The organism is Rhizobium sp. NXC24, assembly GCF_002944315.1.
Taxonomy (GTDB): Bacteria; Pseudomonadota; Alphaproteobacteria; order Rhizobiales; family Rhizobiaceae; genus Rhizobium.
Genome location: NZ_CP024312.1, coordinates 83,466 through 96,365 on the forward strand (window position 1 = coordinate 83,466; position 12,900 = coordinate 96,365).

The window sequence follows — 12,900 nt, forward strand, 5'->3', positions numbered from 1 at the left end:
GGCATCATCTGTCGGTCACGCTCATCTCGCGGCAAGGACGGCGCAAGCTGCCTCGACGAAACCGGAGCCACCCGGTCCCTCGCTGATCCAACGCGGCGCCACCGGAATTTCGTGAAGATATTGGGTCACGGTGCTGACGCCGACCGTATGGTTGAAGAATGAAAACATTGGCGCATCATTGGTCGAGTCGCCGACGTAGAGCACGGTATTTCGCTCCTTGTCGATATCGAGATCGTAGCGTTCGAGCAGGATACGTCGGGCCATGGACAATTTGTCATAGCCGCCGAGCCAGCCGAGAATCCACAAATTGTTGACGGTGACGTCGGCACCCTCGCTGCGTAGCGCCGCGACGACCTCGGTCTCAACCATGGCATCTTCCGGGCGCGCGAAGGCAATGCTGGTTTGGCGGAACGGTTGATCGTCGGCAAAAGTGGCAGAAGGGATTTCCCTGCGCACTCGCTCACCGATCTGAGCCAACTGCTCGATGATACGGATAAGCTCCTTGTCGCCATGCCAGAACAGACGCTGAAGGCCATGATCGCTGGCCCGGCGCGCGAAGAAGAAGCCGCCGTTTTCGCCGATGACGCCATCCACGGGCCACATACGGGCCATCTGGTCGCACCAGCCGGCCGGCGCCGCGGTTACGGGAATAACGATAATGCCGGCGTGCTGCAGCCGTTCCAACGCTTCGTAGGTTCGAGCGGAGAGCCGGCCTCGATAAGTCAACGTCTCGTCCATGTCGGTGAGCACGAAACGGACATCCTGGAATGTCAAGGCTGTGGCGTCGTTCAGGGGCTTCATCTCGTTACCTTGTTTTCATGCCTGGATTTCACGCTCAAGCCGTCGGTTGCGTCAATGGCGTTCGGCGGCCCGATAATTCCGAGAACACTGGACGCTTCGGCGCGCGACATAGAAATCTACAGATTTGGTAGAAAATTGAAATTCCCTTCTCCGGGTCAGAGCTGAATAGCAGTGATACTGCTTTGCCAATCTCCTCACTCCTCAAGACAATATCGTCGTTGGCACCTTCATGAGAGTGCTGCCAGAGCGAGTTTGGATTTGAATTCAGGAAGGAAACGCAAATGGCATTTCGCCCATTGCATGACCGCGTCGTAATACGGCGCGTCGACAGCGAGGAAAAATCACGGGGCGGTATCATCATTCCCGATACGGCAAAGGAGAAGCCGCAGGAGGGGGCTGTCGTCGCCGTCGGTCCGGGCGTGCGCGACGAGGCCGGAAAGCTGGCGTCTCTCGATGTCAAGGCCGGCGACCGCGTGCTGTTCGGCAAGTGGTCCGGCACCGAAATCAAAATCGACGGCGAGGATCTGCTGATCCTCAAGGAGGCCGATATTCTCGGCGTTCTCGCGTAACGAATCCCCGGAAAGGAAATAGTTCATGGCTGCCAAGGAAATCAAATTCTCAACTGATGCGCGCCAGCGGCTGCTGCGCGGGGTCGATATCCTCGCCGATGCCGTCAAGGTGACGCTCGGCCCGAAGGGCCGCAACGTCGTCATCGAAAAGTCGTTCGGTGCGCCTCGGATCACCAAGGACGGCGTATCGGTAGCAAAGGAGATCGAACTCGAGGACAAGTTCGAAAACCTCGGGGCGCAGCTGTTGCGGGAAGTCGCCTCCAAGACCAACGATCTTGCCGGTGACGGCACGACCACGGCGACCGTGCTCGCCCAGGCCATCGTTCGTGAGGGCGCGAAAGCGGTCGCAGCAGGACTGAACCCGCAGGACCTGAAGCGTGGTATCGACATTGCCACCGCGGAAGCCATCCGCAGCATCAAGGAACGTGCCCGCAAGGTCGCGTCTTCCGATGAGGTCGCGCAGGTTGGCACGATCTCGGCGAACGGCGAAGACGAAATCGGCAAGATCATCGCCGAGGCTGTCCAGAGGGTCGGCAATGAAGGCGTCATCACCGTTGAGGAAGCCAAGAGCTTCGAGACGGAACTGGACATTGTCGAAGGTCTGCAGTTCGACCGGGGCTATCTCAGCCCATATTTCGTCACCAATGCCGACAAGCTGATCGTCGAATATGAGGATGCCTACATCCTCATTCACGAGAAGAAACTTGGCTCGCTCCAGCCACTCCTGCCGTTGCTCGAGGCCGTCGTGCAGACCGGCAAGCCGCTGCTGATCATTGCCGAGGACGTCGAAGGCGAGGCGCTGGCGACGCTTGTTGTCAACAAGCTGCGCGGCGGCCTGAAGATTGCCGCCGTCAAGGCGCCCGGCTTCGGCGACCGCCGCAAGGCGCTCCTTGAGGATCTTGCCATCGTGACCGGCGGCGAAGTGATCTCTGAAGATCTCGGCATCAAGCTCGAGAACGTCACGCTCAATCAGCTCGGCCGCGCCAAGAAGATCCGCATCGACAAGGAAAGCACGACGGTCGTCGACGGTGCCGGCGTGAAGGGCGAAATCGATGCCCGCGTTCAACAGATCAAGACGCAGATCGAGGAAACCTCGTCCGACTACGATCGCGAGAAGCTGCAGGAACGGGTTGCCAAGCTCGCCGGCGGCGTTGCCGTCATCCGGGTTGGCGGCTCTACCGAGATCGAGGTCAAGGAGAAGAAGGATCGTGTCGACGACGCGCTGAATGCGACGCGTGCGGCGATCGAAGAAGGCATCGTACCGGGCGGCGGCGTGGCGCTTCTTCGGGCGAAGACCAAGGTCGAAGCCCTGAAGAACGACAATCCCGATATCCAGGCCGGCATTCATATTCTGCTGAAGGCGCTTGAGGCGCCGATCCGCCAGATCGCCGAAAACGCCGGCGTCGAAGGCTCGATCGTCGTCGGCAAGGTGCTGGAGAACAGCTCACCGACCTTTGGCTTCAACGCCCAGTCGGAGAAGTATGTCGATCTCCTCGAGGAGGGCATCGTCGATCCCGCCAAGGTGGTGCGCACCGCGCTTCAGGACGCCGCCTCCGTCGCCGGTCTTCTTGTAACGACCGAGGCGCTCATCGCCGAGCTGCCCAAGGACAAGCCGGCGCTTCCGGCCGCACCGGGCGGCGGTTTCGACTACTGAGCCCTGTCGGCTGACACGTCGCCGGCGGAGATCTCCGCCGGCGATTGCACCGAGGTCGCCGGACATATCGGCATGACCCTGAACGGGCTTCAGGCCGCAGCTGATCGCAGCGCCGCATGTCTGGCCCCACAGTTTTCCCGCGCTCGATCCTCGAGCCGCTCAAGAAGGATAAAGCCTTGCCTGCCTCCCCAAAGACGCTTCCGATCCTCGACCTGAGGCGCTTTGCGCCTGCTTACCCCGAGCGGCAGCAGGCGCTGGCGGAGCTTCGCGCGGTCAGCCGCACTCTCGGCTTTTTCTATCTGACCGGGCATGGCATCCCGCAGCAGGAGATAGACGACCTGGCCGTGCTCGCGCGCCGCTTCTTCTCTTTGCCCGACGCGCAGAAGTTGGAGATCGAGATGCGCAGGTCGCCGCATTTCCGCGGCTACAATCGCGCCGGTTTCGAATATACACGCGGCAAGCAGGATTGGCGCGAACAGGTCGATTTCGGTCCGGAGCGAGAAAGGCTGCAGGTCGCCCCGAAGGATCCGCCGTGGCAACGGCTGATCGGACCAAACCAGTTTCCTTCGGCGCTTCCGGGATTGCGGCCGGCCGTGCTCAAATGGATCGATGACGTCACCGACGTCGGTTTGAAGGTTTTGCAAGCCTTCTCTGAAGCGCTCGGCCAGAAACCGGATGTCTTCGCGCCGATCTACAGCAACGGCCCGAACCAGCTGCTCAAGGTTGTGCGCTATCCCGGCCGTGACCAGACCGAAAGCGACCAGGGTGTCGGCGCCCACAAGGATGGCGGTTTCGTCACCATCCTCCTGCAGGACGTGGTTGGCGGCCTGCAGGTGGATGATGGCGACGGCGGCTGGATCGAAGTGCCTCCGATCCGCGGCACATTCGTCGTCAATGTCGGGGAATTGCTGGAGCTTGCCTCCAACGGCTATCTGAAGGCGAACATCCATCGGGTGGTTACGCCGCCGGCGGGAGGCGATCGCCTCTCCATCCCTTTTTTCCTCGGCGCCAATCTCGCGGCCACCATCCCGGTTCTCGATCTGCCGCAGGCGCTCGCAGCAGAAGTGCGCGGTGTCACGCAGGACCCACTCAACCCGCTCTTTCGCGAAGTCGGCCGCAACGTCCTGAAATCGCGCCTGCGCTCGCATCCCGACGTGGCGCGCGAACATCATGCCGACCTGCTCGAAGAGCAGGTCAAAGAGGGAGCCTCGGCCTGACGGGAATCCGCGTGTCGCCGTTATCAACTCTGGGGCCGCCATGAAGCAGCAAAGATCTCTTCTCGTCGTCTTCGCGCTGATATGCGCGATGACGGCTCTTCTTTTCATCAATCCCTTCGGCCGCAATATCGCAACGCATGACGAAGTGCCGCTGCAGGCGCAAATCAATTGAGAATGTGCAGTGCCAAGGCAATTCCGGCGACAATTCCTCTTGCTTTCTCGATGGCATCTCACCGCTTTCAAAAGAAACCTCATCAGCCTCAAAAATGAGCATTGCGTTTTATAAATAGGTGGGACACTGCAATAATCTATCTATTTTATAGAATGTATCTATTTAAGATCGTTGATGCAGGCAGCTTTCTGATCCTCCCAAGCTCGATGCGCCTGCAATTGGGGACGAAACTCTAGGAGTATTTCATGCAAGCAATTTCGCTTATTCAGCGGCAACTGCGGATGGCCGCGGGAGCGGCAATGATGGCCGCTGCCGCGTTCTTGCCGGTCGCAGCCGAAGCCGGCCAGACGCTCGACAAGATCAAGGAGCGCGGCGTAATCAAGGTTGGCGTCGGAACGACGCCAGGTTTCTTCACGCCGGACAGCAACGGTCGCTGGCAGGGCTTTTTCGTCGATTTCGGCCGGGCGCTCGCCGTCACCGTTTTCAATGATGCCGACAAGGTCGAATTCACCAATTCCTCGCCGCAGCAGCGCTTGCCGGCACTGCAGGCCGGTGAATTCGATATTCTGCTTTCCGGGGTGACCGAAACCATCACCCGGGCCTTCAAGCTCGGCTTCCACTTCGGTCCGGTCGTCTTCTATGATGGGCAGGGTCTGCTCGTTCGCAAGGATCTCGGCGTCACCAAGGGTGAGGAGCTCGATGGGGCGACGATCGGCGTCCAGAGCGGCACGACCGGTGAACTCAACATCGCCGACTTCTTCCGCAAGACGGGCAAGAAGTTTACGCCGATCACGATTGAGGAGACGAGCGAGTTTACCAAGGCGCTCGATACCGGCCGCGTCGACGCGTTGACGCAGGACTCGACCGATCTGGCCGCAAGGCGCACACAGCTCAAGAAACCGGACGACTATATCCTCCTGCCGGAACGGCTTTCCAAGGAACCGCTGGCGCCGGCGGTGCGGGCCGGCGACGATCAGTGGCTCGAAATCGTCAACTGGACGATCTATGCCACCATTCAGGCTGAGGAGTTCGGGATCACCAAGGAGAACGTCGATACCTTCCTGAAGAGCGAAGACCCGGCCATCAAGCGGTTTCTCGGCGTCGACACCTCGCTTGGCGAAGCCATCGGCCTCGATCCCAAGTTTGCCTACAACATCATCAAGGCAGTGGGCAATTACGGAGAGATCTTCGAGCGCAATGTCGGCAAGGGTACGCCGCTCAACTTCGACCGCGGCTTGAACCAGCTGTGGACCAAGGGCGGTCTGATCTATTCGCCGCCGTTCCGTTGAGCCTCTCGTGCTGCTGCGTATCGCATCACGGAAGAGATACGAACCGGGCTTTTCCAAGCCCGGTTCTTGGGCCTCCGCCCGCCAATGGCTCGGTCCTTCGCCCTTTCTTCAGGCGGCGTTCCTCTTCGTCGTCCTCGCCGTTTGCTGGTATCTCGGCAATAACGTCGTCGAAACCATGCAAAGGCTTGGGCTGAAGCTCGGCTTTGGCTTCCTGTCTCAGCGGGCGAATTTCGAAATCGGCGAAAGCCTCATCGCTTATTCCTCTTCCGATACCTATGCTCGCGCGCTGCTGGCAGGACTGCTGAACACGATCAACGTGGCCTTCTTCGGCTGCGTCATCGCAACGGTTTGCGGCGTGATGCTCGGTATCGCACGGCTGTCCGGCAATCTTGTGCTGGCCTCGGTCGCGCGTGCCTATGTCGAAATATTCCGGAACACGCCGCTGCTGCTTCAGCTCTTTCTGTGGAGCGCGATCTTCCACAGCCTGCCGGCGCCACGGCGGGCAATCGAATTTTCCGGTGGGTTTTTTCTTTCCAATCGCGGCATTTTCATTCCTCGGTTGATTTTCGACGGACCTTCCGTGTTCATCTGGTTGCCGTTGGCTGCTGCGGCAGCCGGGGTTACGATCATCGCCACGCGGCGGCGGTTCTTCGGCCAGCGTTTCTATGCGACCCGTATCCTTGTGCTTTCCGTTGCGATGTTCGTTGCCGTTTGCTGGGCGACAGGCGTTTCGGTATCCGCCGAACTGCCTGCGCGCGGCGGCTTCAATATCAGCGGCGGGCTGTCGCTGACGCCGGAGTTTGCAGGGCTGTTGACGGGGCTTGTCTTCAATGCGGCGGCCACCATCGCCGAGATCGTGAGAAGCGGCATTCAGTCGGTCGGAAACGGCCAGTGGGAAGCAGCCCGTGCGCTCGGACTGCGGCCTGGGCACATCATGCGGCTTATCGTACTGCCGCAAGCGCTTCGGGTCATCACGCCGCTGATGACATCGAATTATCTCGATCTGACCAAGAATTCGAGTCTCGCCGTCGCCATCGGCTTTCCCGATCTCGTAAGCGTCGCCAATACCACCGCCAACACGACCGGTCAGACGCTGGAGGCGATCACGATCATCGCTGCCGCCTATCTGACGCTCAATCTCGCGGTTTCTGTGCTGATGAACCTCTATAATCGCCGCATCATGCTGAGGGAGGAAAGGCGGCGATGAGCGAACTGCAGATCGTCCTTCCGAGATTTCGTCGACGAAACCTGGCCGCCGGACTTTTCGACAGCAGGCTGAACGGTTTGCTGACGCTTGCCTGCCTTGCCGTCGCCGTATGGATGTTCATGCCTCTATGGCGCTGGGCCGTCAACGATGCGGTGTGGACGGGCCTGGCGCCGGATTGCGGCGTCGATGGCGCGGGCGCATGCTGGGCCTTCATAGGTGCGAAATTTCGCTTCATCATCTTTGGTTTCTATCCACCCGCCCTGCAATGGCGGCCGGCCCTCGTCATCCTGGGGATCACAATCCTGCTGTTCGTCTCCGCCAGGCCGCAGTCCTGGAGAAAATGGCTGCTGCTGCTCTGGCTTGCGGCAATACCGCTCTGCTGGTTGCTGATGGCCGGGACACTGTTGCCGCCGAAAGTTCCGACCAACCAATGGGGCGGGCTTCCGATCACTTTGCTGGTCTCACTGATCGGGCTGGCGACAGCATTTCCCATCGCCCTGCTGCTGGCGCTGGCCCGCCGATCCGAGATGAGGATCCTGCGCACAATCGCGGTGCTGTTCATCGAATGCCTGCGTGGGGTTCCCCTGATTGCCGTTCTTTACGTCGCAATGCTGATCGTTCCCATGGCGCTGCCGGCGGATGCCCTGACCGACAAGCTGCTGCGAGCACAGATCGGAATTACGCTGTTTGTCTCGGCTTATCTGGCCGAGGTCATTCGTGCCGGCCTTCAATCGATACCGGCCGGCCAGACCGAGGCCGCCTATTCCCTCGGACTTGGTTACTGGCGCACAGTGCAGCTTGTCGTCCTGCCTCAGGCGTTGCGGATCGTGATCCCGGCCATGGTCAATCTGGCCATCGGCATCCTGCTGAATACGTCGCTGCTTACCGTCATCGGCATCTCCGATCTGCTGAACGCCGCAAAGACCGCCGCAACGGATCCGAACTGGCTCGGCTTCCACAGCGAGGCCTTTGTCTTTGCCGCCTGCGTCTATTTCGCGATCAGCTTCGGTGCCTCGCGCTACAGCATCTGGCTGGAGGCGAAACTGCAGGCCAGAACGTGATTTTGAGCAAACCGAATGGGGCATGGGCGGAAGGTGGGAGCCGATGCAATCCGCAGCGGGCATAGCTCTGCGCAGTCGGATATAACACGCAACGGTCATCGAATCGCGATGCGGGGTCAGGATATGGCATTCATTTCGTCTGCAGGAATTTCAACGCCGGACGCGGCTCACGACGAATTTGCAGGGCGCGAGCAGCTTCGCGCCAGCTCGGCGGAGTTCCGAAAGGACGTCATCGAAGTCACCGACGGGGTGTTCGTGGCGATCGGTTACTCGGCGAGCAATGTGACGCTGATCCAGGGCGAGGGCGGATCGATCATTGTCGATACGGCCGCCAATCCGATCGATGCCGCGGCGATCGTCGAGGCATTCGGCGATCGGATGGTGCGGCCGGTTCGCGCGATCGTTTACACGCACAATCATCCCGACCACTCCGGCGGCGCCGGTGTTTTTGCCGGCAATGACGGCCCCGAGATCCATAGCCACCAGATCCTTGTCGATTCCGCTGCGGAATTCGGAAGGGGCCAGCGCGATGGCGGCGATGCCTTTGGCACAACGCTGCCCGATGAGCTGTTCATCAATGCCGGCACTCAGCTCGAATATGGCCGGGTGACGCGGCACACGCGCGAGGGTTTCCTTCCTCCAAACCGGACGTTCAACGGCGAAGAGGAAACAATCAACATCGCAGGCGTTGAAATGCAACTCATTCACACGCCCGGCGAGTCCGCCGAGAATATCGCTGTCTGGATTCCCCGCAAAGGCGTGCTCTTGCCCGGTGACGACTTTTACAAATCCTATCCGAACCTCTCGCCCCTCAGGGGGCTGCGGTTGCGTTCGCCCGAAAAGTGGATCGCCAGCCTCGAAAAGATGATCCTTCTGAACGCCCAATACCTCGTGCAGGGGCACATGCGCCCGATCCTTGGCAAAGACAGCGTCCGTCAGGCTCTCACCCAATATCGGGATGGCATCAAGACCGTTCTCGACCAGACATTGGCAGGCATCAGGCGAGGAATGAGGCCGGACGAGCTGGTTCAAGAGGTGAAACTCTCGCCGGAATTGGCCGAAAGCCCCTACCTGCAGGAATATTATGGCAGCGTTGCCTGGACGGTGCGCGGTATCTACGCCGACTATGTGGGCTGGTTCGACGGCAATGCCACCAACATCTTCCCGCTGCCGCCGGCCGAGCGTGCGAGAAAGATGCTCGATCTGGCCGGCGGCGCTGACGAAATGCTGGCCCGGGTACGGGAAGCGATCGAGGCGCATGAATTTCAATGGGCTGCCGAACTGGCCGACCATGTATTGGTGGTCGATACAGACAACGTTGACGCCAAAGTCTTGAAGGCCAGGGCTCTGACGGAGTTGGGAGAGCGTCAGGTAAACGCGACCGCCCGGAACTATTTTCTCACGTCCGCCCAATTCCTTTTGAAAGGCTAATGCCTGTTGTCAGGAACCCCGTAACGCCGAGGCTGATCATGCGAGCAGGGTATCGGATACGGCGCTTCATGTTGCGGATTGGAATTATTTTCTTTGGCCGAGAGTTTATTTGGCATCGATGGGAATAGTCATCCAAACCTCTGCGCCTTATAGTCTATTAAATTAGTAGATTATAGCGGCGGCGGAGCGCTCAAGAGGGGCGAGGAAGGGTGACCTCAATGACCAGACAGGTGATCGAATATGCCGGTATTCCCGTCGGCATCGTCATTCCAGACAACGGCTCGCTGAAATTCATCGCCGTCAAATTTCATGTGCATGATCTTGACGGTCAGCGCTTTGCCTCCCCCTCGGACGTTTTGCGGGCCATTCATAAATTGATGTCGGCGCCTGGCGGCAGCATTCCTTGCGCTGCATAAACGAAGGGGGATGGCATGGGCAGGCTGCGTCACTTCTTCCGTCTCTCTGCGCTGCGCGACGATCTCGAAACGAGGCTGCTGGTTCGCGAATACCGTCTCCTGCTCCTGGACGATCATTTCGACGACGGCACCGACAGCGAACTTCGCGCGCGATGCGCGGAGCTCTCCAACGAACTCTGTTCGGGCCGTTACCGGCATTTATGACGCCAACCAGGAGGATAATGGATGCAACGCGGATTTTTCGCCAAAAAAGCTTCCTCATTGCGAACCATAGTGAGGGCGCTAATTTTAGCTGCCGCCATTCCGCTCGCATTCCAGAATGTGGCTGTAGCAGGCCAGAAGGTGCTTCTATCCTACGAGGCGACGCCATCTGCAGGCTTCCACCTGCCGCGGCTTGCCCAGGCCAGCTATGATGATCGGGTGGCCTTTTCAGCGGAGGTGCTGAAAGAGATCGTGCCGAAAATCATATCGGCCAACGGCATCGACCCTGCAACGCTGGAAACGGAAGTGACGCCCGGCGGATATCTCCTGAAAACCAATGCGTCGCTTCAGACCGAGGGAGAGCTCGAGGATGTCACGGCCGATCGCCTTGCAGGTTCCCTTGGCTATATTTTCCGACAATATAGCGTGCTCGTCTCCCGTCTTGACGACACGCGGGGGAAGACCGGCTTTGTTGTCGTTCGATTTCCCAAGGACAGTCTCAACGCAGCGGTCGCGCAAAAATTCTTTGAGACGGCTGATGCGACGAAAAAGGGTTTGGGCGGCGGCTATACGGCATTCGGAGATGAACAAATCTTTCTCAATGTCACCAATTCCGACGGGAAACCCTACAGCGGTCTCGACGACGCTGCCTTCCTTGACGGCCTGAAGCGAACCACGGCCTCGTTTGGCGCCCCGAAGCCAGAAGTCTCCGCCTCCGGCAAGGCAGTGGCACGATTTGTCGGCAATGATTGGGAGAAGTCCAAACAAGGCGAAGACTATATAAGCCTGCTCGGCGGGGCTGATTCCGGATTGGTGAAAAAGCTGGAAGAGATAAGCGCGGACTATGCAGCTCTTGTCGCCAAGACCGCTGAAAGCAAAGGCTGGAACCGCGACGAATGACGACGCTTACTTTATCCCCGCTGAAAGATAGGCATCGGCCGTCGATCTCATAATAGACGATGAAGCCTATTCCGCAGCGATCGCGGCGGCGTCCGAGCGGGCCTTCACAAGAACCGAAGCCTCGGCGAGAGCTTGATTCACGCGGGTCTGGATGGCCGCTGATGGCTTGCCATCGGTAAAATCGCGGCCCGATGTGTAGATCGCCGTCGGCAGCACAAAGGCTTCGAAAAATGCGAACAGGGGGCGGAGTTGGTGTTCGACAACCAGGGAGTGCCGGTCGCCGCCGCCAGTCGCTGTCAGAAGGATAGGCTTCCCGCGCAAGTCCGACGGGTCGAGCAAGTCGAAGACATGCTTGAACAAACCCGTATAGCTTCCTTTGTAGGTCGGCGATCCAATGACAAGCGCCTCGGCCTCGACAATCGTTCGGATCACCTCTCGTGCGGCGGGATCGAGATCGGTCACCGATCTTGCCGCCGCCAGAGATGATCCGAGGTCCTCGACGTCGAAAACCACGTGCTGCAGGCCGGCCTGCCTTCCCAGCGCTTCCGTCACGCTTTCCACGAAACGCCTGGTGCTTGAGGGCCGCGAGATATTGCCCGAGAAGCCGACGATCAGATTGTTGCTCATTTCAGTTCCTTTCAAAGCGTATTCGGGGGGCGTCAGGGAGGCGGCAACGTTCGATTGCTTCCTTCAGGCCGTCTTCAGAACGGGCGCGCTCGTCGAGGTTTCCAATTGAACGGCTGCGGCCCGGCGCCATCGGTCGAAGGCAGAGCGGCCGAGGATGGAGATGGATGTATCTTCCTGCGGAGCATGAACGAGCACGGACTGGATATCCCGGAAATGCCGCTCAAGGCCCACCTCGGCGTTGAGGCCGGGATTGCCGATGCCGCGGACCGCGATCTGCACAGCGTCGCGGATTTGCCGGCCGGCGAGCAGCCTCGCCCTGATCAGTCTTTCCGAATCGCCGTGGTTGCTTTCGAGCGCGCCAAAGATGATCTGGCGGGCGCCGGAGACGAGCAGGTCGATTTCACCCGAAAGCGCCACGAAGCGCTCCGTGCGAGCGATGGGATGACCGAGATTGGCCGGCACACGTTCATGGGCGAAGCGGATGAAGGCCGCCTGTGCGGCCTCGGCGGCGCCGAGATAGATTGCGGTCAAGGCCAAGGTCATCGCCGCATGCGCCCGGTTGTCCTGCTGGGCCACTGAGGGATCAACGAGGTCCAGCGCGTTCTGCGCCGGAATCTCGACGTCGGTATATTCGACATCATGCGACCCTGAAGCGCGCATGCCGAGACTTTTCCAGTTCTCGATCACCTGAATGCCGGGCAGTCCGTTCGGCACCACGAAGGTTCCGACCCGCGCGGGCACTTCGTCCGTATGCGCCCAGACGAGGAAATGGGTAAGGCCGCACGCCCCTGTTACGAAGCGCTTGCGGCCCGTGATCAACCAGGCGTTCGCCGTGCGGCGGGCGAGCGTCGCAGGCAGGCCGCCACGCGCTGGCGAACCCAACTCCGGCTCGACGCGGGCGGCATTCAGCAACAACGGCCGTTGCTTCGCTTCGCCCAGCAGCCGCCGGTAGAGATCGTCCGGCCAATGATTTTTCGCCGCCTGGCCGAGATGGGTAAAGATCGTCATGGCGCTGATCAGCGCCACCGAAGGATCACCTCGTCCCAGGGCGGCCAGGATGTGGGCGGCATCGCTCAGCGTGGCGCCCTGGCCGCCATAACGAGCGGCAACGGTGCTTTCAAGCAGCCCGCTCTCGTGCACGGCTCGAATGCCGGTCCAGGGAAACTGACCGGTTTGATCCGCATCCGGGGCGGCCTCTGCGAGAACGCGCACGGTAGCGTCTGGCACCATTGGATCATCGGACATGCGGCTCGGACTTTCTGTCTGTCGAGGGACGTCACCCTTAGGAGAGAGCGGTTGGCTCCGGCTAAGCTTGGGAGGCGTTTGCGCGGTCCGGCGAGGGAACCAGACCGCGC

14 protein-coding genes are annotated in these 12,900 nt (G+C 60.0%); 11 read left to right on the forward strand and 3 right to left on the reverse strand.

Annotated features, from left to right (window positions below):
• Positions 1-21 precede the first annotated feature (21 nt).
• Positions 22-801: an HAD-IIB family hydrolase gene (locus NXC24_RS20750; RefSeq protein ID WP_104825357.1), complete on the reverse strand. Its 780-nt coding sequence runs from the start codon at positions 799-801 to the stop codon at positions 22-24.
• A gap of 281 nt (positions 802-1,082) precedes the next feature.
• Here NXC24_RS20750 and NXC24_RS20755 point away from each other — a divergent pair, with 281 nt between their 5' ends.
• The 11 genes from NXC24_RS20755 (at position 1,083) to NXC24_RS20800 (ending at position 10,918) form a co-directional block, all read left to right on the forward strand.
• Positions 1,083-1,370, forward strand: coding sequence for a co-chaperone GroES (locus NXC24_RS20755; RefSeq protein WP_104825358.1), 288 nt, complete (start codon positions 1,083-1,085; stop codon positions 1,368-1,370).
• 25 nt (positions 1,371-1,395) lie between these two features.
• Complete coding sequence (gene groL, locus NXC24_RS20760; protein ID WP_104825359.1) at positions 1,396-3,024, forward strand: chaperonin GroEL; 1,629 nt, start codon at positions 1,396-1,398, stop codon at positions 3,022-3,024.
• A 116-nt stretch (positions 3,025-3,140) separates the two neighbouring features.
• The gene (locus NXC24_RS20765) at positions 3,141-4,241 is read left to right on the forward strand and encodes a 2-oxoglutarate and iron-dependent oxygenase domain-containing protein (RefSeq protein WP_104825360.1); all 1,101 of its coding nucleotides are present in this window, start codon (positions 3,141-3,143) and stop codon (positions 4,239-4,241) included.
• A 40-nt stretch (positions 4,242-4,281) separates the two neighbouring features.
• Complete coding sequence (locus tag NXC24_RS36200) at positions 4,282-4,413, forward strand: hypothetical protein (RefSeq protein ID WP_281060680.1); 132 nt, start codon at positions 4,282-4,284, stop codon at positions 4,411-4,413.
• 281 nt (positions 4,414-4,694) lie between these two features.
• Positions 4,695-5,702 carry an amino acid ABC transporter substrate-binding protein gene (locus NXC24_RS20770; protein ID WP_245464024.1) on the forward strand — a complete coding sequence of 336 codons (1,008 nt, stop codon included), beginning with the start codon at positions 4,695-4,697 and terminating at the stop codon, positions 5,700-5,702.
• A gap of 7 nt (positions 5,703-5,709) precedes the next feature.
• Positions 5,710-6,909 carry an ABC transporter permease subunit gene (locus tag NXC24_RS20775; protein ID WP_245464022.1) on the forward strand — a complete coding sequence of 400 codons (1,200 nt, stop codon included), beginning with the start codon at positions 5,710-5,712 and terminating at the stop codon, positions 6,907-6,909.
• Positions 6,906-7,970, forward strand: coding sequence for an amino acid ABC transporter permease (locus NXC24_RS20780; protein WP_104825362.1), 1,065 nt, complete (start codon positions 6,906-6,908; stop codon positions 7,968-7,970). Before NXC24_RS20775 ends, NXC24_RS20780 begins: the two co-directional genes overlap by 4 nt.
• 123 nt (positions 7,971-8,093) lie before the next feature.
• Positions 8,094-9,401 (forward strand): alkyl/aryl-sulfatase, encoded by a 1,308-nt coding sequence (locus tag NXC24_RS20785; RefSeq protein WP_104825534.1) that lies wholly within the window; start codon positions 8,094-8,096, stop codon positions 9,399-9,401.
• Positions 9,402-9,619: 218 nt separating this feature from the next.
• Positions 9,620-9,817, forward strand: a complete 198-nt coding sequence (locus NXC24_RS20790; RefSeq protein ID WP_104825363.1) for a hypothetical protein — start codon at positions 9,620-9,622, stop codon at positions 9,815-9,817.
• 15 nt (positions 9,818-9,832) lie between these two features.
• Complete coding sequence (locus NXC24_RS20795) at positions 9,833-10,021, forward strand: hypothetical protein (protein WP_104825364.1); 189 nt, start codon at positions 9,833-9,835, stop codon at positions 10,019-10,021.
• Positions 10,022-10,042: 21 nt separating this feature from the next.
• The gene (locus NXC24_RS20800) at positions 10,043-10,918 is read left to right on the forward strand and encodes a hypothetical protein (protein WP_245464023.1); all 876 of its coding nucleotides are present in this window, start codon (positions 10,043-10,045) and stop codon (positions 10,916-10,918) included.
• Positions 10,919-10,984: 66 nt separating this feature from the next.
• On the opposite strand, the gene msuE is transcribed toward NXC24_RS20800, so the two are convergent.
• Both msuE and NXC24_RS20810 read right to left on the reverse strand, forming a co-directional pair.
• Positions 10,985-11,545, reverse strand: coding sequence for an FMN reductase (msuE, locus tag NXC24_RS20805; protein WP_104825365.1), 561 nt, complete (start codon positions 11,543-11,545; stop codon positions 10,985-10,987).
• A gap of 63 nt (positions 11,546-11,608) precedes the next feature.
• Positions 11,609-12,790: an acyl-CoA dehydrogenase family protein gene (locus NXC24_RS20810; protein ID WP_104825366.1), complete on the reverse strand. Its 1,182-nt coding sequence runs from the start codon at positions 12,788-12,790 to the stop codon at positions 11,609-11,611.
• Positions 12,791-12,900: the final 110 nt, after the last annotated feature.